The following is a 23,773-nucleotide window of genomic DNA, read 5'->3' on the forward strand; positions in this document are numbered from 1 at the left end:
AGTGAAATTGCATTTTTGTAGACTAAAATTAGCAAAAAAACGCAATTTGACAATTTTGTTGACGATTTTTTCATTGATTGGGCCAAATTCTGGAATTTCAATGCAATTTCAGCTTTGGAGAGATTTTTCGTGTAACTAAATCTTTTGCAGTCAGAATACCGGCATGGGCATAACCATGAATGGCCGCCTGATGAATCCGGTATAAAGAGACATACATGGTTTTGGCGACAAAGCCTTGCACATTGACCTGACCCAGCAATTCCCCCACAGCTTTATTCTGACTTAAGGAAATCAGGGAGCCTTTGTCAGAAAACTTAAACATCGGCAAATAGCTATCTCCATTGACATGGGCTTTTAAAGCATTGGCCAGAAAGCTGGCTTGCTGGCTGGCCACTTGAGCTCGTGGGCCCAAGACGGGTTGATCTGCCGCAGGCTGGCAATGCGCACAATCACCAAATGCAAAAATACTTGGATCAGATTTGGTTTGCAGCGTGGCATAAACTTTGAGCCGATGAATATGGTCTTTTTCCATGTCGTCGAGTTGTGCCAAGACTTCCGGCGCTTTGATCCCTGCGGCCCAGACTTTGATTTCAGCATCCAGACTGGAACCATCGGCAAAATAAATCTTGTCTTTATCGACCTTGGCCACTCGATGACTGGTCAAGACTTCAATACCGAACTGTTCTAACTGTTTCATGGTATTTGCAGCAACTTTAGGCGAGAGTGCAGTCAGAATACGATCCGCGGCTTCAATCAAGGTGATTTTGACTTTGTTGGGATCGACCTTGTTTAAGCCATATTGAAAGAAATTCTGTTTGGCTTCTACCAGCTCCGCTGCCAGTTCTACCCCAGTCGCACCGGCACCAATAATAGCAATATTCAGCTCACGGCTTGAAGTCTCATGTTGAGCATTTAAATACAGGTGCAGCAGATCCTGCTGAAAGATATCTGCCTGCTGCCGGCTGTCGAGAAAATGACAGAACTGTTTGACCCCTTCGGTATTAAAGTCATTTGAGGTTGAACCTAAAGCCAGTACCAGTGTGTCATAGCCAATGCGCTGATTTTTCTTGGGCTCACTCTTTTTAGAGAAATATTCTGTTTCGACAATGATCTGTTTCGCTTCGCGATCCAGACTGGTGAATGTCCCTAAAACAAATTCATAATGATGCGCGGCAGAATGGGCAAAATAATTGGTTTCTTCTTCATGTGGATTTAAGGTGCCTGCGGCCACTTCATGCAGCAGCGGTTTCCAGATGTGCGTCAGTTTTTGATCGACCAGAACAATCTGCGCTTTACCGCTTTTACCCAAGCTCTCACCCAGCTGAGTCGCCAGTTCCAGACCACCGGCACCACCACCCACAATCACGATTTTATGTGCTGTCATATATGATTAACCTGTTTATTTTTTTAATAAAAATAAGAGAAATAGAGAGAAAATATACTATGGCATGCGCTAAAACGCGTCTTGATTAAAATTGTTATACAAATTACAAAACGTAGCAATTCTGTGAGAGCAAGTAAGTGTCGCTGCTTTGAGGAAGCAAGGGGAGAGCGAGATTGATAAAGGGAATCTGCTAGAAGATCAGAGAGGAGATCTTCTAGCTTAAAGAAAAGTGACTTGAGATGTAGCGCTATTATCTATCCAGAGGATAAAGCTTTACGCTTGGTGTATTGTCTGAAAATAAACCGAATAAGCCTTGTAGCCAGCTAAAGAACTTCTGAAACAGATTGGCTTCTTCAATTTCGACATGATCTTCAATTTGAATGGTGCGAATCAACTGATTATTCTGATAAACCTGAATGGTCGCCAAAGGCATCATGGTCGCCAAAGGTGCAATGAGTTCAGATGCTTTCACTTCAACATTGATATGAGTCTGAGTTTCCTGTAATGGCTCGATACTTTTTAAAACGCCATCACCAGTATTCAGCATGACACGCTGATTTGCCTGGTCAAACTGATTCAGGTCAATACTGTAGCCCTGATCATATAAAGAAGTGGTAATAATCTGCGGTTGCTTGGTTTGCACCTTAAACATTTTTAAGGTGGATTTAATTACAGGCAACTCAGCCAGTAGCTGTTGATCTTTGATCGCTACTTCATTGCGAGTATAGGTATAAGCCAGATTCATCAGCTTATGTGATACTTCAGCGCGTTTTGCTGCACTTTTAGTACCCAGCACCACCACAATCAGACGACGATTTGGCATTTCAAAATCTGTTGTGACGCGATTGGCTGTCAGCGCCAGATTGTAGCCTGCCGCACGGGTAAAACCGGTTTTTAAACCATCTACGGTTGGATCGACCTGAAGCACACGGTTGGTCGCACGATGAAAATGCTGATTGTAGGTAAAGCTTGGCTGCTTGGAATAATACAGATAATCCGGAGTTTCATTCACCACCGCCATAGACAGTCTGGCCAAATCGGCGGCAGTCGAATAATGCTCAGGCATGGTAATGCCGGCCGGATTCTGGAAATTGGTATGCTGCATGCCCAGCGCTTTGGCTTCCTGATTCATACGTTCAACAAACTGCGGAATACCACCCGAAATTTTCTCAGCCAGCGTCACCGCGGCATCATTGGCAGACATGATAATTAAGCCCGCCAGAAGCTGATCGACTGAAATCAGATCACCTTCTTTCAGGTACATCTGTGACTCATCCCACATCACGGTTTTAACCACAGAGGTCGCGGTTAAAACTTCATTTTTATTTAATTTTCCGGCCTCAATTTCCTTTAAGGCAATATAAGCCACCATCATTTTGGTCAGCGAAGCCGGAGCGCGTTGCACATCGGCATTATGCTCTGCAATGACTTGACCAGACTGTGAATCCAGAATGGTCCAGGCTTCAGCTTCAACGCTTTCAGGCACAATATTGAGTAGGGCAGCATGTGAAAATGCAGAAATAAATAAACTGAAAACCGCAATCAGTGAGATGATGTATTTCAATGGTGTTCCTTGATAACCCGGCGGGTGTTGAACGATTTAATTTTCACGCATGCTATGCCTTTTTTATACAGATAGCTAGTCGTAAATGTAGACAAATAAGACAGCTAAACCATACTGGCTTAAAAAATGCTAAGCTAAGCTATATCTCATTTATTTTAATTTTATATCGTTCATTATGTTGCATTATCAAATTGAATTTGACGATTATCGTCAGCATCTTATTCACGTGACTGTTCGTTTTCTTGCGGACCCGACACAAGTCCTGTCATTACCGACCTGGATTCCGGGAAGCTATCTGATTCGAGAGTTTTCCAAGCACATTGAAGCGGTCAAAGCCTATGATGAAGATGGGCGCCAGTTACAAATACAGAAATTTGAAAAGAACAAATGGCGTTTATTCAATACTGATCATGAACTGATTACAGTGGAATATGATGTCTATGCCTATGATCTGTCCGTTCGTGGTGCATATGTGGATCAAAATCGTCTCTACATGAACCCGGCTTGTGCATGTCTGGGACTGGAAGGTCAGGAAAATAAAGAAATTGAACTGGAAATCTTCCTGCCAGATGAATTAAAGCATTTTCAATTGGCAACAGGCATGCAGGCCAAAAGTCTGGTCAAAGGCCGTTTCACGCTTAAAGCGAAAAATTATGCTGAACTGATTGACGCACCATTTGAGCTGGCAGAACAAACCCGTTTCAGTTTTGAAGCAAATGGGATTCCGCATGAATTTGTGGTATCTGGCAAACATGCCATGAATGCCGTGCGTATGCAGCAGGACATTGAAAAAATCTGTGCCACAGAAATTTCAATGTTTGGTTCGGCGCCGTTTTCAGACTATACCTTTATGACCATGGCAACTGGTAATAGCTATGGCGGTCTGGAGCATCCGAACTCGACCAGCCTGATTTCACCACGTGATGACTTGCCGAAAGCCAATGAACCTGAAGAACCGTCCAAGGATTACCAACGTTTCTTGGGCTTATGTAGCCATGAATATTTCCATTCATGGCTGGTGAAGTTTATTCGTCCTGAAAACTTCGTTAACTATGATTTAAACAGAGAGGGCTATACCTCTCTGTTATGGATCTTTGAAGGTTTCACTTCCTATTACGATGATTTGATTTTGCTGCGCAGTGGCGTGATTAATCAGGAATCGTATATTGCTTTGTTAAAAGCACAGATTGACCGTTACTTGCAAAATCCGGGTCGTGCGATTCAGTCAGTCTCTGAATCCAGTTTTGATGCCTGGGTGAAATTCTATCGTCAGGATGAGAACTCGAATAATGCTGGTACCAGCTATTACAACAAAGGTTGTCTAGTTGCATTGTGCCTGGATTTGGGTCTGCGTTTACGTGGTTCAAGTCTGGATGCTTTAATGCGCCGTTTGTATGAAAATGCCCAGAAGGGTGTTCAGGTGCATGAACGGACAATCTTTGAATTGTGTAAAGAGCTGACAGGAGATGATTGGTCAGAACAGATTAATCACTTGATCAATACCACAGATGAATTGCCGCTCGATCAGTTATTCCCTGAGTTTGGTGTGGCTTATGGTCTGAAAAATGATAAGTCTTTGCCATTCGGTTTAAAATTGGCAGATAAGCCGGAAGGTGTTCTGGTTCAATCTGCGCGTCGTGATGGTGCCGCTGTGCTCGCTGGTCTTTCTGCCAATGATGTCATCATTGCAATTGATGGCTTAAAAGCAACGACCAAACTTGTTGAAAGCTATGCAAAACAGCAAGGTACTTTTACAGTGTATGCATTCCGTCGTGATGAGCTAATGACGTTTGAAGTTCAAGCCGCGGGTTCTGAGCTGACCGAAGTTGAACTGAAAGTGGAAGACCAGGCTAAAGCTGAGAAATGGCTTAAAGCTTAAATCCATAATTATTCTTAATTTAAAAAACCGGTGCATCGTCACCGGTTTTTTATTGCATTAAATTTTGAGAAAAAATTATTTAATGATCAGTCGTGATGTGCCACGGAATTCTGCCACAATTTGATTATGTTGATTCATCACCTGAATATCATAAATGCCACTACGGCCACTGCTGGCTTTGTGTTCAGCTACAGCAGTCAGTGTGTCGCCAAGCAAGCCCGGTTTTAAATAATGAATACCGCAATGTTGACCAACTGCCGGATGTTCACCGGTATTGCAGGCAATTGCAAAAGCTGCATCTGCCAGTGCGAAAATCACGGCACCGTTACAGGTCTGATGACCCTGTAAATGCTGTTCAGTCACCTTTAATTCGATCTTTGCATAATTGTGGTTATAAGAAACCAGATGAGCACCAAGATGCTGAATTAACCGGTCCTGATTAAACATCTGGCTGACTTGCTGATCCATTACAAAACTCCTTTTAAGATACGTTTTATTTTAAATTATTAAATATGTGAATCCTAAATAGCATTCCAGCAGGAGAATAACAAGGAAAAACTAAAAAGAAGCTCAAAGCTTAATTTGCATACATAAGACAAGTTATGTAAAAAGTGCTTAGATATCAGTATTTATTAGAAGAACATGAATCAGAAAAGTTTAAATTGTGGTATTGGAATTACAGTAATTTGGCTTGCTGTAATTACTTCTTTTTGGATGTTTGGTGGATTGAGTTCGCCTACTTCATTAAATGAACTTGGAGATTTTCTAGCGGGAATATTTGCGCCAATTGCTTTTCTCTGGCTGATTTTAGGTTATGTTCAGCAAGGTAAACAGTTAGAGCAAAATACAAAAGCATTAGAGCAACAGGAAAAAGCATTACAACTTCAGATTGATGAGATGCGGGAAAGTGTTAAACAACAGACGAATTTAGTTTCTTTACAAGAACAACAGCTAAAATCAGCAAGAAAAGCAGTGCGACCTCAGTTAAATTTAAGTAGAACTACTTTTTTTGAACACGAAGATAGGTACGAAGATCGTGATAATGATGGAAATATTATTGATGTTTTTGATATTTATATTGTTTGTATTTATTTAAATTTAAAAAATTATGGTGAAGAAGCTAAAAATATATATTTTTTTGATGAGGATTTTAAAAGATATGAATCACTTTTAATAAGTCTTAGTAAAAATGAAGAACAGAGAGTTCAAATTAATTTGCTCAAAGAACAATATACAAAGTTATTTGCAGACAAGGAGTTAATGATAAGGGGTAAAATAGGCTACGAAGATAAATATGGGAATTTATATGATTTTAAAGTCAAATTCACCATCACTACACCTAGAAAAAATCCTCGTGTAGGATTTCAAATATCTCAAGAGTCGATATAGAAGTTTAATTCCCCCGATACGTTGAATATCCATAAGAACTTAATAGCAGCGGAATATGGTAGTGCTCTAAAGCACCATCAATCACAAAAACTACCGGTACTTCAGGGAAGAACGTCCGTTGATTATTGGCCTTAAACCAATCACTCGTTTTAAACGTTACTTTATAAACGCCTTTTTGTAACGCGGTGTCTTTAGGATAAAATTCTTTAATACGACCATTACTGTCTGTCTTGGTTTCATTGAGCTTGACCCATTTCTCACCTTGTTGAGCTTCTAGGGTGACCGTGACATTAGCAGAGGGTAGGCCAGTTTCTTGATTAAGTACATGCACACTCAGCGGATTGGCAAAGCTAAAAGTTGAGAGGGACGTCGCAGCTAAAGCGAAAATTATTTTTTTCATGACACTCACATTAAAATGAATACTTTAATTAATTCTAATAGATTGAAAAATAAAAAAATATTTAAGTTATGTAATAAAAAAAGCCCACCGAAGTGAGCTTGATTGAATCTATTCAAACTTAGCCACGACCGCGGCCGCGACCACGTGGTGCTTTGGTATTTGGACGAGTTGTGCCATTGGTCTTACGACGCGGCTTTTCACTTTCATCCATTTGCCAGATACGTTTGGTGCCAGACTTTTTCACAGAACCATCTTTATTTTTACGAACCATTGGCTTACCGCCCGTACCACCCGGCTTTTTCACATAAGAGCGTGAACGGTATGGTTCTTCCGCAGGAACATTCTGGAAGTCTGGATAAAGTAATGGTTCAATTTCTCTGGTTTCACCCGGTTGCAATCCCATACGAACCAAATCAATCTCACCAATTTTGGTACGGATCAAACGCAGTGTAGGGAAGCCGACAGCAGATGTCATACGACGAACCTGACGGTTACGACCTTCACAGATTGAAATCTCAACCCAAGACGTCGGAACAGAGGCACGGAAACGTACAGGAGGATTACGCTCCCACAACCATTCCGGTTCAGACACTTTTTCAGCACGTGCAGGAAGCGTCATGCCATCTTTCAGTTCAACGCCTTTACGAAGCTGCTCAAGAGCTTCTTCGGTCACATCACCTTCCACTTGCACCATATAAGTTTTAAACTTTTTATTGGCAGGATTGGTGATATATTGGTTGAGACCACCGTGATCGGTGAGGAAAACCAGACCTTCTGAGTCCATGTCCAAACGGCCAGCAAGACGTAAATCTTTGTCGTTGACAAAATCAGCCATGGTTGGGTGCTTTTCATCCGCACGGAATTGGGAGAGGACGTCATAAGGTTTGTTTAGAATGACGATTTTCATAGGAAATAACTTCTATAATTACATTAATTTAAAAAATGTAGAGGTTTATTTAAAAGGGAAACTTAGTTATTTCCCGTATAAATCTCAAAAACAACAAATCTGGATTAGAATATTATGCGTTAAGAACAGTTGAAAGTATTGCCTAATTGGCAATTATTTTAGATTTGTCAGCGGCATCCGGGAGAATACTAATAATGGGATATCAAAAAATCGTAGTACCTGTGGATGGTACCAAAATTACCGTTAATGCAGACCTGTCACTCAACGTACCAAATAATCCAATTATCCCATTTATCGAAGGGGATGGAATCGGTGCAGATATTACACCAACAATGCGAACTGTGGTAGATGCTGCTGTGCAAAAAGCATACGCTGGGAAGCGTTCCATCGAATGGATGGAAGTCTACTGCGGTGGAAAAGCTGACAAAATTTACGGCACCTATATGCCTGATGAAACCCTCGAAGCGTTGCGTGATTATGTAATATCAATCAAAGGTCCACTGACGACACCAGTTGGTGGAGGTATTCGTTCCCTGAATGTAGCCTTACGTCAGGAACTGGATTTATATGTCTGTGTACGTCCGGTACGCTGGTTTGAAGGGGTGCCTTCACCGGTGCATAATCCTGAACTGACCGACATGGTAATTTTCCGTGAAAATTCAGAAGATATTTATGCCGGAATTGAATGGAAGGCAGATTCTCCGGAAGCGAAAAAGGTCATCAAGTTCCTGAAAGAAGAAATGGGTGTAACCAATATCCGCTTTGAAGACAATTGTGGAATCGGAATCAAACCTGTCTCCAAAGAAGGTAGCCAGCGTCTGGTACGTAAAGCGATTCAATTTGCCATTGAGAATGACAAGCCGAGTGTGACCTTGGTGCACAAAGGCAATATCATGAAATACACCGAAGGGGCATTTAAAGAGTGGGGCTATGAGGTCGCATTGGAACGTTTCGGCGGTGAGCTTTTAGATGGTGGTCCATGGGTTAAAATCAAAAATCCAAGAACAGGCAAAGACATTATTATTAAAGATGTCATTGCTGATGCCTTCTTGCAGCAAATTTTGATGCGTCCGGCGGATTATTCTGTAATTGCGACACTGAACTTAAATGGTGATTATATTTCTGATGCGCTAGCTGCGGAAGTCGGCGGGATCGGGATTGCACCGGGTGCCAATATTGGCGGTTCGATTGCAGTTTATGAAGCAACCCACGGTACAGCGCCTAAATATGCCGGGCAGGATAAAGTGAATCCAGGTTCGATTATTCTGTCAGCAGAAATGATGCTGCGTGATATGGGCTGGATAGAAGCTGCCGACCTGATCATCAAGGGGATTTCGGGTGCGATTGCGGCAAAAACGGTGACCTACGATTTTGAGCGCTTAATGCCAGGGGCGACCTTGCTGCGTTGTTCCGAGTTTGGTGAAGCGATCATTGCTAATATGGATGCCTGAAATTGCGATGCAATTTATGAATAAAAAAACCCGCAATTACGGCGGGTTTTTTTATCACTTTATTGGGAAGCAAAGGCTGAACGGTTTAAGGTTAAACGTTAAAATAAGTATCAGGCTGCAAGATCATGTAAGAAGTGTAATGAGCCTAGAAATGATTCGTTCTAAGCTGAATAACTTAGTAAACACTGTATTACATTGACGTATTTGGATACAGCTCAGCGATTGGCTTATTTTGTATAAACGTTAGAGTGATGAATGGAACTTCCAGTGATATAGAGACGTTTCTCCAAAGGAGTAAATCATGGCTAAAGCTAAAGCGAGACATAAGCAGGTCCAACAAAAAGACAAGCAGGACAATGCTCAGAATGAAGAGCAGCAACAGCAACAACAGCAACAACCATCGAAACCATCTCGTGCTAAAAAACGTAGATAATCTCCTATCCACCTGAAATAACAAAACCCTCATTTGAGGGTTTTGTTATTTGAAGGCTAATGTAAAATCATCACTAAAAATAACAGGATTGTGACTTTAAATTAGGCGGTTGTGATTAAGATAAAAGTCATCTATTTAATTTAATGCGAATATTGGTGAAATTTCTTCGGATTATAAGTTTACTGTTATCTATAGGTTTTTTACTAACTGCCTGTCAGCCACCGCCTTCAGGTGAAGCAGCAGGTTGGAAAAGCCCTTATCTATATTGGCAATTACAGAGAACTAAGTTAGAAGCTCCGCTACAGATTCCGGTTGAAGGCGTCAGAGTTGGCCAAATTAATGATACTTGGGGAGCAGCGCGTAGTGCAGGTCGTAAACACGAAGGGACGGATATTTTTGCCAAACGTGGTACGCCAGTATTTAGCGCGACCCAAGGGATTGTGCGTAGGATTGGCACCAATAATCTGGGTGGAAAAATTATCTGGGTGACTGGCCCCAATATGAGTCAGCATTATTATGCACATCTGGGTAAGCGTCCGCTGAATCCCATACCAATTTTTTAATTCGATTTAGGTTTCCAGCAGTGTGGCAGTAACTCTTCAATCTGGGTCACTTTATGTGTCGGTAGCTTTTTCAGCACATCACTTAAATAGGCATACGGATCCAAGCCATTCAGCTTTGCTGACTGGATTAAAGTCATGATATTTGCCGCTCGCTGTCCACTGCGCAGCGAACCTGCAAACAACCAGTTCTTACGGCCCAACGCCCAGGGACGCATCTGATTCTCGACCCAATTATTGCAAATAGGTAGATTGCCATCATCCAGATAGCGGCTTAAAGCTGGCCAACGCTTCAGAGTGTAATTGATGGCCTTGGCGGTGGGAGAACTCGATGGCACCGTCAGATGATGTTGGTTGAGCCATTCATATAGTTGTTGCATCACTGGTTGGCTGTGCTGTTGTCGGTATTCGCGGCGGTGTTCTGCTGTACTATCGGTCTTTTTCCTGAGTTCTGCTTCTATCGCATACAGTTTCTGAATCAGCACCAATGCCTGTTCAGCGATCTGACTTTTCCCAGTTACATGCAGTTCATGGAATTTACGACGTGCATGGGCCATGCAGCCCACCTCAATGACATCGCCTGATTTAAAGCGTGCTTTATAACCACTGTAATCATCACAGACCAGATGGCCCTGCCAGCCTTTCAAGAACGCTTCTGCATGCTGACCTGAACGACTATCCTGAAAGTCATAGATCACCGCCTGAACTGGATTGTACTGTGTAGTGGCATAGGCCCAGACATAACCTTTCTTCGGTTTTTTCTCATTCTCACCCATCCGCATGATGGTGACCGGTGTTTCATCTGCATGCAGCACCTGCTGTTGTAGTACCACCTGTTTTAAGGCATTGGCCAGAGGTTCCAGTTCTACACCGCAGCGACCTATCCAGTCAGATAAAGTTGATCTAGAAAGTTCGATTCCCGCCCGCTGATAGATCAGACGTTGACGGTACAGCGGCAAATGATCGGCATATTTCGATACCAGCACATGGCTGAGCAGTTCAGGTGAAGCAATGCCTTTATCAATCACATAGGCGGGCATCGCTTGCTGAGTCAGGGTGTCACACTGATCACAGACCCATTTGCCACGCACATGCTGTTCCTTATAGAACTGTGCCGGTCTGAAATGCAGTTTTTCACTGATATCTTCGCCGATACGACGTAACTGGCAGCCACAACTGCATTGGGTTGATGCAGGTTCATGCTCAATACGGATGGTGTGTAGATGATCGGGCAGCAGTCGACGTTTAGGTTTATTGGTTTTGGCTTTCTGTGTCGCTGCATCGGTTTTATCTGCATTTAATCGTTCTAATTCCAGATCAACAGCAGCAATATCTTCTTCAACCGCTTCATCCCATAGGTGGATTTGTTTTGCAGTGAGATGTTCGTTTTTACTGCCGAATTTGTGCTGTTTAAATAGTGCGAGTTCATGCTCGTATTTTTGATTGAGAATAGAAAGATGTTGGTTGCATGCTTCAAGATGCTGAACTTTGGCATCCAATTGCTGGTTTGATTTTTCTAATTCTTGCTTTGATTGTGCCAGAGACTGATGCTGCAGCGCCAACTGCTTGGTAAATTCCAGCAGTTGTTCATGGGTCAGTTGGCTTAAGTCAGGCAGCGTATTCATGACCGCAGTATGCCTGAGGTCATGAGAAGAATGAAATAGAACGTTTGGAGAATAGCAGAATGGAACAGTCTGGTTTAAAGCATCGTCACCACCTGCTGTCGTCCAATGCGCTGCCAAGGTAAACCCTGGATCAGTGCCTGTAACTGTTCCGGACTGATCGCCATGCTTTCACCCTGGTGAACCTGCGCCCAGTGGAATTTTCCCTGTTCCAGCCGCCGGGCACACAGCCAGATGCCCAGTCCATCATGTACCAGCACTTTCATGCGATGGCCACGTTTATTACAGAACAGGTAAGCACAATGCGGTTTAATGTAGCCAAAGGCTCTCACCACCTGAGCCATGATAGTATCCATCCCTGCTCGCATATCCAGAGGTTGGGTAGAAAGCCAGATTTCATCAATGCGGATCATGTTGCAAGTGCCTTGAGTAATTCTGCTAAAGCAGATATTTCTGATACTTGCCATTTCAAGCCAATTTCTACTTTTGAGTGGGGTAAAGTAATTTGAACCTTTAACATGTTAGTAGGAGTAGGATCTAATGGTGCAGAGCAAGATAAGGCAATAAATGCAGGTTTATTCGGTAGTGGTGAGCGATCATTCCCTGGCTTAGCATCAATTAAGCGAATCCATTTGGATACAAGATTTGTATTCAATCCATGTTGCAAAGCGACCGAAGCAATTGAAACGTCCGGTGCTTTACAAGCCTGAACGATCTGCTGTTTAAATTCAGCACTGTATGTTCTTCGTTTTTTCGCAAGAGATGCGATGGATGTCTGGTGATTTGTAGTCATAAATTTTAGTCCCCACTTGTTTTTAAGTGGGGACTAAATTAAGGCTTATAGGATGAATTCAGAAGGTGTGTTCAGCGGACGCTTACACATCTGGATGATTATGCAGCGGATATTCAGGAAGGCGACTGGGTCGAAGCAGGTGAAGTCATCGCTTATGTGGGTAATACGGGCAATGCTAAAAATACCCCACCGCATTTACATTATGGGATTTATCTGGGTGGGCAAGGAGCAACCAATCCTTATCCTTATTTAGTTCCTTCTCCATGAGCAGACACTGGCTGAGTTTGTTGTTCAGGCTTGAGTCTGGCAGGACGTGTACACCAGAACAATTGCAATGTTCCTAATAAAAGAACCAATGTGGCCAGTATAAACTGTTGATGATAGCTCAATCCAAAATATTGCAGCGCACTAAAGCTGAGTCCACCGATCAGCTGAATCGAGGCAAAACACAAGGTAGCAATACTCCAGAGCTTTTTATAAGCCAGTCCATACAGTTGCAAAATGGTATAGGAGGTCAGGAAGACCACAGCCGGATTTAGCATCCCAGTGAAAAAGGAAGAGCTAAAAGTAAGCAATGGGCTGGCATCTAGGGTTGCAATAAAAATAGCCACAATATAAAGACTATAAAGAATTTTCAGGGCAACAAAATTACCCCATTTTCTGGCCAGTGCATAAGCACTCAAGGCGCCTAAAGCACTACCTAGTCCATACAGAATCCAGTTGAAATTAATCCAGAACAAGCTCAATCCCAACTGCTGGCTTAAATAATCAATCCAGAAGAGTGAATGCGGTATATAAGCGAAAGCACTACAAGCATAAACTGTAAGTAAACTATAAAAGACGCTATTCAGAGATAGATGAGAGGTAACCGCAGGAGCTTGTGCCGACAAATATGGCTTAAATTTCTGAATCAGTAGACTTAAAACGATACAGATAAGCAAAGCAAAACCACATAAGATTAGCCATGCAGTCTGTATGGAAATTTGATCCAGATAAGGCAGAAACAGGGTCGCAATTAAAACGCCTAGTCCAATCCCACTAAAACCAATAAAGTTGATTTTAAGACGATCCTGAAGTTCACAACACTGCGCGACCACACTCGGCGATAAGATCATCATCAGTCCACCGCTGATCCCTGAAATGATACGCCAAGCGATATACCACGCTTCAGAAAAACCAGAAAACGCACAACACATCAGGCTGAACATGCCAGCAAAGGCTGAAATTTGAATATAGGTACTCATACTGCGGTCTTGAGGAAGACGCATCGCGGTAAAAGCACCGATTAAATAACCCAGCAAATTGGCACTGCTCAAGAGGCTGGCAAAATCTGTACTCCAGCCAAAGGCTTCTCGTGTGCCAAGTAACAGTGCAGTATAAGAAAAACGAAGAATGCCAATGCCCAAGCACATACTAAGACAAAGAAAAAGGCTGAGCTTGATTGTGTTTGAGGACATCCGTGTACTCATAGAATTTTATATTTGGTCAAAAAATAACATGAATCTTCATGATTGAGGGGAAATTGCCTGAGAAGAAACCATTGAGTACAGAAATTTGCTCAAAGAAACCGGTATGATTTTTAAGATTTCATCAGTCAAAAGCCTGAATTTTTTCAGAGAAATAAAAAACCGCGTATCAACGCGGTTTTTTATATTGTCTATTTCAAGAATTAACGCATCTTGGCCAGGAAACGGCCAACACGGGTAATGGCTTCACGCAGTTCATTTTCAGCCGGCAGGAATACTACACGGAAATGATCCGGTGTCGGCCAGTTAAAGCCTGTACCTTGAACCAGAAGCACTTTCTCGGCACGTAACAAATCCAGCATTAGTTTTTCATCATCCTGGATTGGATACACATTCGGATCCAGTTTCGGGAAGCAGTACATCGCACCTTCAGGTTTGACACAAGACACACCTGGAATCTCGTTCAGCATTTCCCAGGCAATGTTGCGCTGTTCATATAAACGCCCGCCCGGACGAATCAGGTCATTAATCGACTGATAACCGCCCAGTGCAGTCTGAATCGCATATTGAGCCTGATGGTTGGCACACAAACGCATCGATGCCAGCATATCCAAACCTTCGATATAGTCTGCGGCACGTGCTTTATCGCCGGTAATGGCCATCCAGCCGGAACGGAAACCAGCAATACGATAGGCTTTAGATAAACCGTTAAACGAAACACAGAGCTGATCGCCAGCCAGAGCTGCTACAGCAACATGCTCGATTCCATCGTAAATAATTTTGTCGTAGATTTCATCAGCAAATAAAATCAGGTCATATTTCTTGGCCAAGTCGACGATTTGTTGCAACACATGACGTGGGTAAACCGAACCGGTCGGGTTATTCGGGTTAATAATCACAATACCACGGGTATTTGGCGTGATTTTGCTTTCCATGTCAGTAATATCTGGATACCAGTGATTTTCTTCATCACATTTATAGTGAATCGCTGTACCGCCAGACAGATTCACTGCTGCCGTCCAGAGTGGATAATCCGGCATTGGAATCAGCATTTCATCGCCATCATCCAGCAGACCTTGCATGGCCATAACAATCAGTTCAGACACACCATTGCCGATATAGACGTCATTGACGTGCATATCCAGGATGCCTTTTTGCTGATAATACTGACAGATCGCCTTACGCGCCGGGAAAATCCCTTTGGAATCTGTATAACCAATCGCATTCGGTAGGTTTAAAGCCACATCGTTGATAATTTCTTGTGGTGCTTCAAAACCGAATGGGGCAGGGTTACCAATATTTAATTTAATAATTTTGTGACCAGCTTCTTCCATCTCGATGGCCGCTCGTAACACAGGTCCGCGAATGTCGTAGCAAACATGATCAAGCTTGGATGATTTCTTGATTTCGCGAGGGGATTGGAAAGTGTTCGGCATTTTGATGTTCTCGGATGGAGTGGAGGTCACTTTTGCATAACGATATAAATAACTTTTAAATGTCTCAGTTGTGACTAGATCGAGATCATGTTCATCTCGAAGTAGTGCAACAATTTTTTCATGCGTAAATCCAAGCTGCTGATATTGTTTGATCACAGGCAGCAGATTTTTAAAAATTACGCTCTTTTTTTGCGACATTTTTTAATCCTGAGCAAATTTAGAGCTAAGAATACCATTAAATTTGCTCACTAAAAAACATTTAATGTAAAAATTGCTTACTTTTATTTTTATATTTGCTTTCTTTTTGCTTTTTTAGGCATTATATGTCTTTTGTAAAATGTTGAATAAAGACTAGAATTTTTAAAATGAATCACGTAAATATAGGATTATCCTATTTTAAATAGCAAGATAAAAAGGTATGTGATCATGGGAAAACTCAATAAATCAGACCGGGAATGGCAAAGAGAGTTATCACCTGAGGAGTTTCGCATTACGCGCGAGAAGGGAACCGAGCCGGCATTTACTGGAAAATACTGGAATACCAAGCAAGATGGCACCTATGTATGCCGTTGCTGCGGCACGCCACTGTTCTCATCTGAAACCAAGTATGACAGCGGCTGTGGCTGGCCAAGTTTCTACCGTCCCGTCAGCAGTTCGGTGGTAGAAGAATTACCTGATACTTCACACGGAATGGTCAGAACTGAGATTGTTTGTCATCATTGTGACGCACACTTAGGGCATGTTTTCCCGGATGGCCCAGAACCGACCGGTTTGCGTTATTGTGTCAACTCGGCTTCTTTGGACTTAGAAACACAAGAAAAAAATGATGAGGAAACCTATCCATGACTAACATTTATCAGTTTGAAGCTGAATTGTTAGATGGCAAAAGCAAGCCACTTGCAGATTACGAAGGCAAGGTGCTTTTGATCGTCAATACAGCGAGTAAGTGTGGTTTTACCCCACAATTTTCAGGATTAGAAAAACTTTACGAAAAATATAAAGATCAAGGTCTGGAAATTTTGGGATTTCCATGTAACCAGTTTGGCGGCCAAGATCCGGGTTCCAATGAACAGATTGGTGAATTTTGCCAGAAGAATTACGGGGTATCTTTCCCGATGTTTTCCAAGGTAGATGTCAAAGGCCCTGAGGCACATGCTATTTTTCGCTATTTAACCAATAATTCCAAAGGTATTTTAGGTAATGGAATTAAATGGAATTTTACCAAGTTTCTGATTGGCCGTGATGGCAAGGTATTGAACCGTTTTGCTCCGACCACCAAGCCTGAAGATCTTGAAGATGAAATTGCAAAAGTGTTGTAAGACTCTGTGTTGTTTTCTCAGTATGAGATGAAGATAGAACTCATCTGATTTCAATTAAAAAACCCCACTGATCTACAGTGGGTTTTTTAGTCATGATAAAATTTAGAGAATGGCTTTCAGACGTTGAATGACTTCTTCACATTGCGCCAGATCGGCAACAAGGGCTAAACGTACATGATTTTCACCCGGATTACCCTGTTCAGTATCGCGGGATAAATAACGACCCGGAAGAACTTTAATATGTGCTTCCTCCATCAGGCGCTTGGCAAAGGCTTCATCATTATCGACTTTTAGCCAGTAGTAGAAACCTGCATCCGGTTTTTTCAGTGGCAGCAGGTGACCGAGTTCTTTCTGGAATAAATCAAACTTGGCACGGTATTGCACCCGGTTTTCTTCCACATGTGCTTCATCATCCCAGGCAGCAACTGACGCCAGTTGATGTTGCACCGGCATCGCTGCGCCGTGGTAAGTACGGTATTGCAAATAAGGTTTTAACAGGCTGGCATCACCGGCAACAAAACCTGAACGCATGCCTGGGAGGTTAGAGCGTTTAGACAGTGAATGGAACACCACACAGTTTTTATAGTCATCCCGGCCGATTTCAGCACAAACTTCCAGTAAACCTACGGGTGCCTGATCAAACCAGAGTTCTGAATAACATTCATCTGAAGCAATCACAAAGTTGTATTGATCCGACAGGGCAATCAGTTTTTTAAACTGTTCTTTCGACAGCACTGCACCGGTTGGATTGCCCGGGGTACAGACAAATAGCAGTGCAGTTTTTTCCCAGACTTCTGCCGGAACAGCATCAAAGTCACCAAGGTAGTTATTTTCCTCAGTACAGTTGATGAAATAAGGTTTGGCCCCTGCGAGCAGTGTTGCGCCTTCATAAATCTGATAAAACGGATTCGGCATCACCACATAAGGTGCCTCTTCACGATTTACCAAAGCCTGTACAAACGAGAAAATCGCTTCACGCGTACCAGAAACAGGCAGGATATTGCTGTCTGCACTGATGCTATTTAGCTGAAAACGGCGCGTCAGCCATTGAGCAATACTTTCGCGTAGCTCAGGCAAGCCTTTACTGTTTGGATAGGTCGATAAATGTTTAAAGTTATCAATAATCGCTTGTTTCACAAACTCCGGTGCAGGATGCTTTGGTTCACCAATCGACAGGGGAATTAAGGGCATATTTGCAGGCTGGATATCCGCAAAAAGCTGATTTAACTTTTCAAACGGATAAGGGTGCAGTAGAGACAAGCTAGAGTTCATGAATAAGTAACCGCGTTTTAATGTGAGTGTTGACTACAAACCTGATGAGAGGCTTCATCCAGTGCAGTTTTAAGTGCAGCTGCAAATTCAGCAGATTCTTCAGGTATCATAGGGTTGCCATCTTTTTTGGTGACAAAAAATATGTCTTCGGCACGTTCGCCAAGTGTAGCAATTTTGGCAGAGTGGATATCCAGGCCTTGCATCATAAATAAACCACCGATTTTGGCAAGTAAACCAGGATGATCGAGAGTAGCGATTTCGACCATATTTTGATTCAAGGCAGGATTGATACTAATATCGACTGTATTTTCAATATCGAAATGACGTAATTGACGCGGAATCCGGCGCTGCATCAGGCCCGGATATTCATCAGAATGACTCAAGGCATCTTTCAGAGCTTCAATCACTGTGGCTTCGCGTTCCGGATCGGTCAATAAGGTACCAAAACGGTCCAGTACTACATAGGTATCCAGACTGAAGGCTTTAGTCGCTGTAATAATCCGTGCGTCTTGTACATCCAGATTCATACGATCCAGAATAGCCACGGTGGTGGCAAACAGGTTGGGTTGATCCTGCGTATAAATAAAGATCTGTACCGCATCCTGCGCATATTTACGGTGCGCCCGCATCAGCACCAGTGGGGCAGGATTATCGCCGTGTTGTAAAATGGCACGGGTATGCCAGGCAATTTCATCTGCTGTTTCTTTGAGGAAATAGTCATCACCAAGTTCCTGCCAGACTTTTTCTACCTCATCCAGTGAGAAGTCCTGAACCAGAAGTTCACTGGCTGCAAATTTAGTATCTTCAATCAGCATTTGATAATCAACCGGACGGCCCAGACCAGAACGGATTACGTCACGTGCCTGAGTATATAGTTGACGCATCAGCGAAGCGCGCCAGGTATTCCACAGCTTCGGATTGGTGGCGTTAATATCGGCGACTGTCAGGGTGTACAGATAATCCAGATGTTCCATGTCACCCATTTTTTCGGCGAATTCTTTGACCACATCCGGATCGGAAATATCTTTTTTCTGGGCAGTGACAGACATCACCAGATGATTTTGGATCAGCCAGGCCACCAGGTTGCTTTCGCGTTCAGTAAAGCCATGGCTACGGCAGAATTTAATCGCATCACTGGCGCCAAGTTCACTGTGATCGCCGCCACGACCTTTAGCAATATCATGGAAAATTGCTGCCAGATAGACGATGTCACGACGGGTCAGACGCTGAAACACTGAACTGACCACCGGAAATTCCTTGGCAAATTCAGGTTCTTTAAAGCGGTTTAAGTTCCGCAGCAGCAATAAGGTATGTGCATCGACCGTATAGATATGGAACAGGTCATATTGCATCAGTCCCAGAATCTGTCCAAAGGCCGGAATGTAATTTCCAAGCACACCATAACGCTTCATCGCGACCATAGTATCGTAGAGTCGATGCGGTGAACGGATAATCGCCATAAATAGCGCTTGATGCACCGGATTATCACGAAAATCCTGATCAATGCGTTTTCCAGCCAGGGTCAGCAGGCGTAAAGTACGCGCACGAATACCTTCGATCTCAGGACGATTGGCTAGTAAATAGAAAATTTCCAGAATTGCGTTTGGATTTTCCGAGAAAATCTTGTGATGCTGCACAGCCAGTTTGCCATCGACCAGTTTAAAGTTCTGGTTGATTTCTTCGATCTGGCGTTCATATTGCGGTAAACGTGGCGTAATGACCGATTCATTAAAATAGGCCAGCAGCATTTCGTTCAGCGTAGACACTTGCTGTGCACTGCGATAATAGCGCTTCATGAACTGTTCAATTGGATAGTTCGGATGATGCGCCTCTTCACGTACATAGCCAAATTTGGCAGCAATATCACGCTGATAATCGAACAATAAGCGGTTTTCATCGCGCTTGGTCAGGCGGTGCAGGTGATGACGGATTTCCCAGAGGAAACTTTCGGCTTCCTCAAGCACACCGAGTTCAAATTCTGAAATAAAACCGAGATGTACCAGATCATAAATGCGATTGACGCGGAAATGCCGTTTGGCAATCCAGCCAATCTGGTTGATATCACGGATGCCACCCGGCGCATTTTTAATATCCGGTTCCAGATTGCTTTCGGTATTGTTGTGCTGAGCATAGCGTTTATGCTGCTCATCCATCTTGGCATCAAAAAAAGTTTTGTCAGTCCAGGTACGTGACACGATACGACGTGGCCATTTGCACAGGTTTTCATTGCCAATAATCAGGCGGGCTTCGATCAGGGTGGTGGCGACGGTCAGATCACTGCTGGCCTGATTGACACATTCATTGATGGTGCGGACACTGATACCGGGTTTGAAATTCCCCACGTCCCAAAGCGATGAAATGAATGTAGAAATCAGTTGTTCCTGTTCCGGGTTAATCTCGTCTTCTGACAAGATCATGATGTCGACATCAGAATAAGGCAGCATTTCACGACGGCCATAGCCTCCGACTGCAAACAGGGCCAAATCAGTTTGATCCAGTTCGGCATGCTGCCAGAGAAACTGCAATGCTTCATCAATCAGGTTGGAACGCGCCAGAATAATATCCCGAATCGACTGGCCATTTTCAAAACTTTCCTGAAGCTGATTTTCGACATCACTGCGCCATTGATTGATGGCTTTAATGTCATGGTTGCTTTTAGCGTAATTCAGCAGTGGATGGGTGTTGATCATGTACAGTCGTCCGTTGGTATTTCAGCTTAGTTTTGGTTGACGCTAACTTGGTTGGCGACCTGGAGGGCCAGTTCACGTGCCTGTTCAATAGTTTCTGCACGTGCCGTGGCAACGCCCATACGACGACGTTTAAAACCTTCTGGTTTGCCAAACAGGCGCAAATCGGTATTGCCGTCTGCTAAAGCAAGATTCAGGCCAGAAAATGAAAGATTACGGCCATCTACTCCAGCATAAATTACCGCACTGGCAGCCACACTATGTCGTGCAGTATTCACCGGCAAGCCTAAAATAGCACGTGCATGCAGCTCAAATTCACTTTGAAATTGGGAGGCTAAAGTCACCAGTCCAGTATCGTGTGGACGTGGGGAAACCTCACTAAACCATACTTTGTCGCCTTTTACAAAGAGTTCCACTCCAAAGATTCCGCAGCCACCAAGTGCTGTAGTGACCTTGTTGGCAATGCGCTTGGATTCTTCCAGCGCGGCTGGAGTCATCGGTTGAGGCTGCCAGCTTTCCACATAATCACCTGAGTCCTGACGATGTCCGATCGGGTCGCAATAAGACGTTTCGATTTCGCCGGTTTCTGGATTTTTTGCACGAACAGTCAATAAGGTAATTTCAAAATCAAAGTCAATTTGTGATTCTACAATCACAGTACCCTGATTGACCCGGCCACCGGTTTGCGCATATTCCCAGGCAGCATCGACTTCATCAAAACGGGTAACACGAGACTGACCTTTGCCTGAAGATGACATCACCGGTTTCACAAAGTTTGGATAGCCGACATCGTCACAGGCCGCGCGGAAGGATTCTAAACTGTCGGCAAAACGGTAAGCTGAAGTTGGCAGACCGAGTTCTTCCGCAGCCAGACGACGAATACCTTCACGGTTCATGGTCAGATTGACGGCTTTAGCAGAAGGAATGACTGTAGCAATGTTCTGGGCTTCTATTTCAAGCAGAACTTCGGTCGCAATCGCTTCAATTTCAGGAACAATTAAATGTGGCTGGATTTGATTGATGAGTTGTTTGAGTTCTACAGCATCTGCCATATTCAAGGTATAGGAATAATGCGCAACCTGCATGGCAGGGGCATGATCATAACGGTCAGCAGCATGAACTTCGACTCCAAGGCGTTGTAGTGAAATCACCACTTCCTTGCCCAGTTCACCAGAACCCAATAATAGAACTTTATAGGCAGAAGATTGAAGGGGAGTACCAATAGTCACGCTCATGTGGATCATCCATGCTTGATTTTATGGACTTTTAGCATAGCAGAACTGAGCCAGCAGTTAAGCCAAGATTCATACAAAATTGTGATATTGACCAACAGTTTTATTTATAAAGTTTTTCTAGATTTTAATAAGGAGGCGCTGTCATTTTCACATCGCTGTCAGACTGCGTTTGCAGAAGATAAATCCCGCTTTGAGACTTGAGCTTTTCTATTTGTGCAACTTGTTCAGTATTGATATTTAGCATCTTTAACAGACGTAATGTACGAACATGCAGGAAATACGCATAGGGCAATACAAAAAGCAGTACAAAGCACAGCAAAAATAACAGTAGCCCAAAAACTGTGAATTGAATGCAGTCTCGCAAGATGGTGGTGAGCTGGAACTGATCTGCTGAAAAGGCGGTAGCTGAAAAAAGAATAAAAAGGAGCGCAAATAAACCAGCAAAAATTTTTAGAGTATTCGGCAGGACACGATGTCTGAAGCTCCATTTACCCAAAATCAATGTCAAAGGATGAAGATGCAGCACGTATTGGCTCTGATTAAGCAGAGCAATAATTTGATGGATGCTATTCTTTTTAATATAAACCACCCGAACTTGATCTGCTGGTTGAGCATGTATTTCGACAAAATGTTCGGTAAAATTTTGAGCATTGATAAAACATTCAAAATATTGTGCCGGCACTTCATGTCGATGGAATACGGTTAACATTTCATCGCGCCGATGATGAATAAAGATTTTGCCTTCAATCACCTGTTTGACCTCAAACATGCGCATCCTTCCTTGTTTTTATTGTTATATAAAAAAGACCCATACTATGAGTTTAGCATAAGTCTTTGTTTCGATTGATCAACGAGTTAAAGCTTAAAAGGGTACTGGAACATAGGTGTAAACCAGGCCATAGGTGAGCGCTGCGGTCAGTGTCGCCATCACAATACGTTTAAACTTAAAGTACAAAACCGTGAGCACAATAAAGCCAACCAGCATCGCAAAACTTTTATTCGGCGTTTCTAATAAAGGCGGCAGGGTGGCAACCACCAGCATGGAGCTGATCGCAGCAATGCCAATTGAACCCAAAGCAATTTTTAACCACAATGCTCCGCGTTTTTGTGAACCTTGCTGAAATTTTTGAATGACAAAAAACGGACCGAAGCGCGAGGCAAAATTGGCGATTCCGACTAAAATTCCGACCAAAATAATCTCTAGATTCATGCTTGATCTCCTGCGTGTTCAGGATCCGGCTGTTTCAAAATATAGTGCTTGAACAAGCCGGCGAAAATACCAGAACTGATACCGATAAAGATCGCGGCGGACAGGTCGATAAAATAACAGGCAATCGCAGAAATCAGAATCGTGATAGCTACAACAAAAGTATGTTTTTTCTCAAAGGCTGCCAATAAGAAACTCAGGAACAGCGCAGGTAACAAGAAATCCAGCGCAGCCTGTAAGAATTGCGGCAGGTTGCTGACCTGATCGGCAAACAATCCACCCAGGAAAGATCCGAGTGCCCAGGACATCCAGCTAAACAGGCTTAAACCGAGCATCCAGGATTCTGACCATTCCTGTCGCCGTTGCGAGAGCTTGATCATGCCGGAGGCAAAAACTTCATCGGTCAAACCCCAAGACCAGATTGCCGTTTTTTTTAAATTGAGCCGGTCTTGAATCAGGTTTTGCAGCGCAGGACCATAAAGCAGATGACGAATGTCCAAGGCAATCACGGTTAATGCCGTCATCCAGATGGATGTTCCACTACCCAAGAGAGCGACCACCAAGAACTGGCTGGCACCTGCATACATCGAGCAGGACAGGAACAGTGCTTCCCAGGCGGTAAAGCCAAACTGAGTGGCTGAAACACCAAAAGCAAACGACACCGGTAAATAAGTGAAGATAATCGCTTGGCTATCTTTTGCACCTTGCCAGAAGCCAGCAGGTTGCGTAGCGAGTTGATTCGGTTCAGACACGACACACCTTAAAGGAG

Annotated in this window: 22 protein-coding genes and 2 pseudogenes; 8 read left to right on the forward strand and 16 right to left on the reverse strand. The window is 43.3% G+C overall.

Annotated elements, in window-relative coordinates; genetic code table 11:
• Positions 1 to 97: 97 nt before the first annotated feature.
• Positions 98 to 1,384, reverse strand: a complete 1,287-nt coding sequence (locus ACO1B7_RS12330; RefSeq protein WP_129716521.1) for an NAD(P)/FAD-dependent oxidoreductase — start codon at positions 1,382 to 1,384, stop codon at positions 98 to 100.
• A 250-nt stretch (positions 1,385 to 1,634) separates the two neighbouring features.
• Positions 1,635 to 2,948 (reverse strand): D-alanyl-D-alanine carboxypeptidase PBP6B, encoded by a 1,314-nt coding sequence (locus tag ACO1B7_RS12335; RefSeq protein ID WP_129716523.1) that lies wholly within the window; start codon positions 2,946 to 2,948, stop codon positions 1,635 to 1,637.
• A gap of 175 nt (positions 2,949 to 3,123) precedes the next feature.
• Between ACO1B7_RS12335 and ACO1B7_RS12340 the strand changes: the two genes are divergently transcribed.
• The gene (locus tag ACO1B7_RS12340; RefSeq protein WP_129716525.1) at positions 3,124 to 4,827 is read left to right on the forward strand and encodes a M61 family metallopeptidase; all 1,704 of its coding nucleotides are present in this window, start codon (positions 3,124 to 3,126) and stop codon (positions 4,825 to 4,827) included.
• Between the two features lie 75 nt (positions 4,828 to 4,902).
• Here the strand turns inward: ACO1B7_RS12340 and paaI are convergent, their stop codons facing one another.
• The gene (gene paaI / locus ACO1B7_RS12345; protein WP_004645544.1) at positions 4,903 to 5,295 is read right to left on the reverse strand and encodes a hydroxyphenylacetyl-CoA thioesterase PaaI; all 393 of its coding nucleotides are present in this window, start codon (positions 5,293 to 5,295) and stop codon (positions 4,903 to 4,905) included.
• 174 nt (positions 5,296 to 5,469) lie between these two features.
• On the opposite strand from paaI, the gene ACO1B7_RS12350 reads away from it, so the two are divergent.
• Positions 5,470 to 6,216 carry a hypothetical protein gene (locus ACO1B7_RS12350; RefSeq protein WP_004731555.1) on the forward strand — a complete coding sequence of 249 codons (747 nt, stop codon included), beginning with the start codon at positions 5,470 to 5,472 and terminating at the stop codon, positions 6,214 to 6,216.
• A 4-nt stretch (positions 6,217 to 6,220) separates the two neighbouring features.
• Here the strand turns inward: ACO1B7_RS12350 and uraH are convergent, their stop codons facing one another.
• Together uraH and ACO1B7_RS12360 are read right to left on the reverse strand one after the other, a co-directional pair.
• Complete coding sequence (gene uraH / locus ACO1B7_RS12355; RefSeq protein WP_005103576.1) at positions 6,221 to 6,616, reverse strand: hydroxyisourate hydrolase; 396 nt, start codon at positions 6,614 to 6,616, stop codon at positions 6,221 to 6,223.
• A gap of 118 nt (positions 6,617 to 6,734) precedes the next feature.
• Complete coding sequence (locus tag ACO1B7_RS12360) at positions 6,735 to 7,523, reverse strand: rRNA large subunit pseudouridine synthase E (RefSeq protein WP_004731551.1); 789 nt, start codon at positions 7,521 to 7,523, stop codon at positions 6,735 to 6,737.
• A 194-nt stretch (positions 7,524 to 7,717) separates the two neighbouring features.
• Here ACO1B7_RS12360 and icd point away from each other — a divergent pair, with 194 nt between their 5' ends.
• From icd to ACO1B7_RS12375, 3 genes and pseudogenes are all read left to right on the forward strand, one after another.
• Entirely contained in the window at positions 7,718 to 8,974 is a 1,257-nt protein-coding gene (gene icd, locus ACO1B7_RS12365) for an NADP-dependent isocitrate dehydrogenase (RefSeq protein WP_129716527.1), read from the forward strand.
• Positions 8,975 to 9,275: 301 nt separating this feature from the next.
• A complete protein-coding gene (locus ACO1B7_RS12370; RefSeq protein ID WP_004645538.1) occupies positions 9,276 to 9,407 on the forward strand; it encodes a hypothetical protein in 132 nt (43 codons plus the stop codon).
• A gap of 143 nt (positions 9,408 to 9,550) precedes the next feature.
• Positions 9,551 to 9,934, forward strand: a pseudogene (locus tag ACO1B7_RS12375) (M23 family metallopeptidase); the annotation flags it as partial.
• Positions 9,935 to 9,966: 32 nt separating this feature from the next.
• Here ACO1B7_RS12375 and tnpC read toward each other — a convergent pair.
• From tnpC to tnpA, 3 genes are all read right to left on the reverse strand, one after another.
• Positions 9,967 to 11,592 (reverse strand): IS66 family transposase, encoded by a 1,626-nt coding sequence (gene tnpC / locus ACO1B7_RS12380; protein ID WP_421604402.1) that lies wholly within the window; start codon positions 11,590 to 11,592, stop codon positions 9,967 to 9,969.
• A gap of 74 nt (positions 11,593 to 11,666) precedes the next feature.
• Positions 11,667 to 12,002, reverse strand: a complete 336-nt coding sequence (gene tnpB, locus ACO1B7_RS12385) for an IS66 family insertion sequence element accessory protein TnpB (protein ID WP_004691519.1) — start codon at positions 12,000 to 12,002, stop codon at positions 11,667 to 11,669.
• Entirely contained in the window at positions 11,999 to 12,382 is a 384-nt protein-coding gene (tnpA, locus tag ACO1B7_RS12390; RefSeq protein ID WP_071320620.1) for an IS66-like element accessory protein TnpA, read from the reverse strand. Before tnpA ends, tnpB begins: the two co-directional genes overlap by 4 nt.
• Positions 12,383 to 12,454: 72 nt before the next feature.
• Between tnpA and ACO1B7_RS12395 the strand changes: the two are divergent.
• Positions 12,455 to 12,649, forward strand: a pseudogene (locus ACO1B7_RS12395) (M23 family metallopeptidase); the annotation flags it as partial.
• Here ACO1B7_RS12395 and ACO1B7_RS12400 read toward each other — a convergent pair.
• Together ACO1B7_RS12400 and ACO1B7_RS12405 are read right to left on the reverse strand one after the other, a co-directional pair.
• The gene (locus tag ACO1B7_RS12400) at positions 12,628 to 13,839 is read right to left on the reverse strand and encodes a YbfB/YjiJ family MFS transporter (RefSeq protein WP_129717146.1); all 1,212 of its coding nucleotides are present in this window, start codon (positions 13,837 to 13,839) and stop codon (positions 12,628 to 12,630) included. The pseudogene ACO1B7_RS12395 and the gene ACO1B7_RS12400 overlap by 22 nt on opposite strands.
• Before the next feature lie 212 nt (positions 13,840 to 14,051).
• Positions 14,052 to 15,482 (reverse strand): pyridoxal phosphate-dependent aminotransferase, encoded by a 1,431-nt coding sequence (locus ACO1B7_RS12405; RefSeq protein WP_129717148.1) that lies wholly within the window; start codon positions 15,480 to 15,482, stop codon positions 14,052 to 14,054.
• A 228-nt stretch (positions 15,483 to 15,710) separates the two neighbouring features.
• Between ACO1B7_RS12405 and msrB the strand changes: the two genes are divergently transcribed.
• Together msrB and ACO1B7_RS12415 are read left to right on the forward strand one after the other, a co-directional pair.
• Positions 15,711 to 16,130, forward strand: a complete 420-nt coding sequence (gene msrB / locus ACO1B7_RS12410; protein ID WP_004645533.1) for a peptide-methionine (R)-S-oxide reductase MsrB — start codon at positions 15,711 to 15,713, stop codon at positions 16,128 to 16,130.
• Positions 16,127 to 16,603: a glutathione peroxidase gene (locus tag ACO1B7_RS12415; RefSeq protein WP_004278946.1), complete on the forward strand. Its 477-nt coding sequence runs from the start codon at positions 16,127 to 16,129 to the stop codon at positions 16,601 to 16,603. The genes msrB and ACO1B7_RS12415 overlap by 4 nt, the downstream gene beginning before the upstream one ends.
• Before the next feature lie 102 nt (positions 16,604 to 16,705).
• Here the strand turns inward: ACO1B7_RS12415 and dapC are convergent, their stop codons facing one another.
• The 6 genes from dapC to ACO1B7_RS12445 form a co-directional block, all read right to left on the reverse strand.
• A complete protein-coding gene (gene dapC, locus ACO1B7_RS12420) occupies positions 16,706 to 17,875 on the reverse strand; it encodes a succinyldiaminopimelate transaminase (RefSeq protein ID WP_129717150.1) in 1,170 nt (389 codons plus the stop codon).
• A gap of 17 nt (positions 17,876 to 17,892) precedes the next feature.
• A complete protein-coding gene (glnD, locus tag ACO1B7_RS12425; RefSeq protein WP_129717152.1) occupies positions 17,893 to 20,565 on the reverse strand; it encodes a [protein-PII] uridylyltransferase in 2,673 nt (890 codons plus the stop codon).
• Positions 20,566 to 20,591: 26 nt separating this feature from the next.
• Positions 20,592 to 21,806 carry a formate-dependent phosphoribosylglycinamide formyltransferase gene (gene purT / locus ACO1B7_RS12430; protein WP_171057027.1) on the reverse strand — a complete coding sequence of 405 codons (1,215 nt, stop codon included), beginning with the start codon at positions 21,804 to 21,806 and terminating at the stop codon, positions 20,592 to 20,594.
• A 115-nt stretch (positions 21,807 to 21,921) separates the two neighbouring features.
• On the reverse strand, positions 21,922 to 22,566 hold the full coding sequence (locus tag ACO1B7_RS12435; RefSeq protein WP_129717155.1) for a hypothetical protein: 645 nt from the start codon (positions 22,564 to 22,566) through the stop codon (positions 21,922 to 21,924).
• 93 nt (positions 22,567 to 22,659) lie between these two features.
• Complete coding sequence (ygaH, locus tag ACO1B7_RS12440) at positions 22,660 to 23,007, reverse strand: L-valine transporter subunit YgaH (protein WP_004278941.1); 348 nt, start codon at positions 23,005 to 23,007, stop codon at positions 22,660 to 22,662.
• Positions 23,004 to 23,756, reverse strand: coding sequence for an AzlC family ABC transporter permease (locus ACO1B7_RS12445; RefSeq protein ID WP_129717157.1), 753 nt, complete (start codon positions 23,754 to 23,756; stop codon positions 23,004 to 23,006). Before ACO1B7_RS12445 ends, ygaH begins: the two co-directional genes overlap by 4 nt.
• Positions 23,757 to 23,773: the final 17 nt, after the last annotated feature.

Origin of the sequence: Acinetobacter lwoffii, assembly GCF_049367455.1 — a bacterium.
Taxonomy (GTDB): domain Bacteria; phylum Pseudomonadota; class Gammaproteobacteria; order Pseudomonadales; family Moraxellaceae; genus Acinetobacter; species Acinetobacter lwoffii_W.

Coding starts and splice junctions, on each gene's coding strand:
- ACO1B7_RS12415 (WP_004278946.1), top strand. CDS start 16,127: ATGACTAACATTTATCAGTTTGAAGCTGAATTGTTAGATGGCAAAAGC.
- uraH (WP_005103576.1), bottom strand. CDS start 6,616: ATGAAAAAAATAATTTTCGCTTTAGCTGCGACGTCCCTCTCAACTTTT.
- tnpB (WP_004691519.1), bottom strand. CDS start 12,002: ATGATCCGCATTGATGAAATCTGGCTTTCTACCCAACCTCTGGATATG.
- glnD (WP_129717152.1), bottom strand. CDS start 20,565: ATGATCAACACCCATCCACTGCTGAATTACGCTAAAAGCAACCATGAC.
- ACO1B7_RS12370 (WP_004645538.1), top strand. CDS start 9,276: ATGGCTAAAGCTAAAGCGAGACATAAGCAGGTCCAACAAAAAGACAAG.
- ACO1B7_RS12330 (WP_129716521.1), bottom strand. CDS start 1,384: ATGACAGCACATAAAATCGTGATTGTGGGTGGTGGTGCCGGTGGTCTG.
- ACO1B7_RS12350 (WP_004731555.1), top strand. CDS start 5,470: ATGAATCAGAAAAGTTTAAATTGTGGTATTGGAATTACAGTAATTTGG.
- msrB (WP_004645533.1), top strand. CDS start 15,711: ATGGGAAAACTCAATAAATCAGACCGGGAATGGCAAAGAGAGTTATCA.
- ACO1B7_RS12405 (WP_129717148.1), bottom strand. CDS start 15,482: ATGTCGCAAAAAAAGAGCGTAATTTTTAAAAATCTGCTGCCTGTGATC.
- icd (WP_129716527.1), top strand. CDS start 7,718: ATGGGATATCAAAAAATCGTAGTACCTGTGGATGGTACCAAAATTACC.
- ygaH (WP_004278941.1), bottom strand. CDS start 23,007: ATGAATCTAGAGATTATTTTGGTCGGAATTTTAGTCGGAATCGCCAAT.
- ACO1B7_RS12340 (WP_129716525.1), top strand. CDS start 3,124: ATGTTGCATTATCAAATTGAATTTGACGATTATCGTCAGCATCTTATT.
- dapC (WP_129717150.1), bottom strand. CDS start 17,875: ATGAACTCTAGCTTGTCTCTACTGCACCCTTATCCGTTTGAAAAGTTA.
- tnpA (WP_071320620.1), bottom strand. CDS start 12,382: ATGACTACAAATCACCAGACATCCATCGCATCTCTTGCGAAAAAACGA.
- paaI (WP_004645544.1), bottom strand. CDS start 5,295: ATGGATCAGCAAGTCAGCCAGATGTTTAATCAGGACCGGTTAATTCAG.
- ACO1B7_RS12360 (WP_004731551.1), bottom strand. CDS start 7,523: ATGAAAATCGTCATTCTAAACAAACCTTATGACGTCCTCTCCCAATTC.
- purT (WP_171057027.1), bottom strand. CDS start 21,806: ATGATCCACATGAGCGTGACTATTGGTACTCCCCTTCAATCTTCTGCC.
- ACO1B7_RS12435 (WP_129717155.1), bottom strand. CDS start 22,566: ATGTTTGAGGTCAAACAGGTGATTGAAGGCAAAATCTTTATTCATCAT.
- ACO1B7_RS12400 (WP_129717146.1), bottom strand. CDS start 13,839: ATGTCCTCAAACACAATCAAGCTCAGCCTTTTTCTTTGTCTTAGTATG.
- tnpC (WP_421604402.1), bottom strand. CDS start 11,592: ATGAATACGCTGCCTGACTTAAGCCAACTGACCCATGAACAACTGCTG.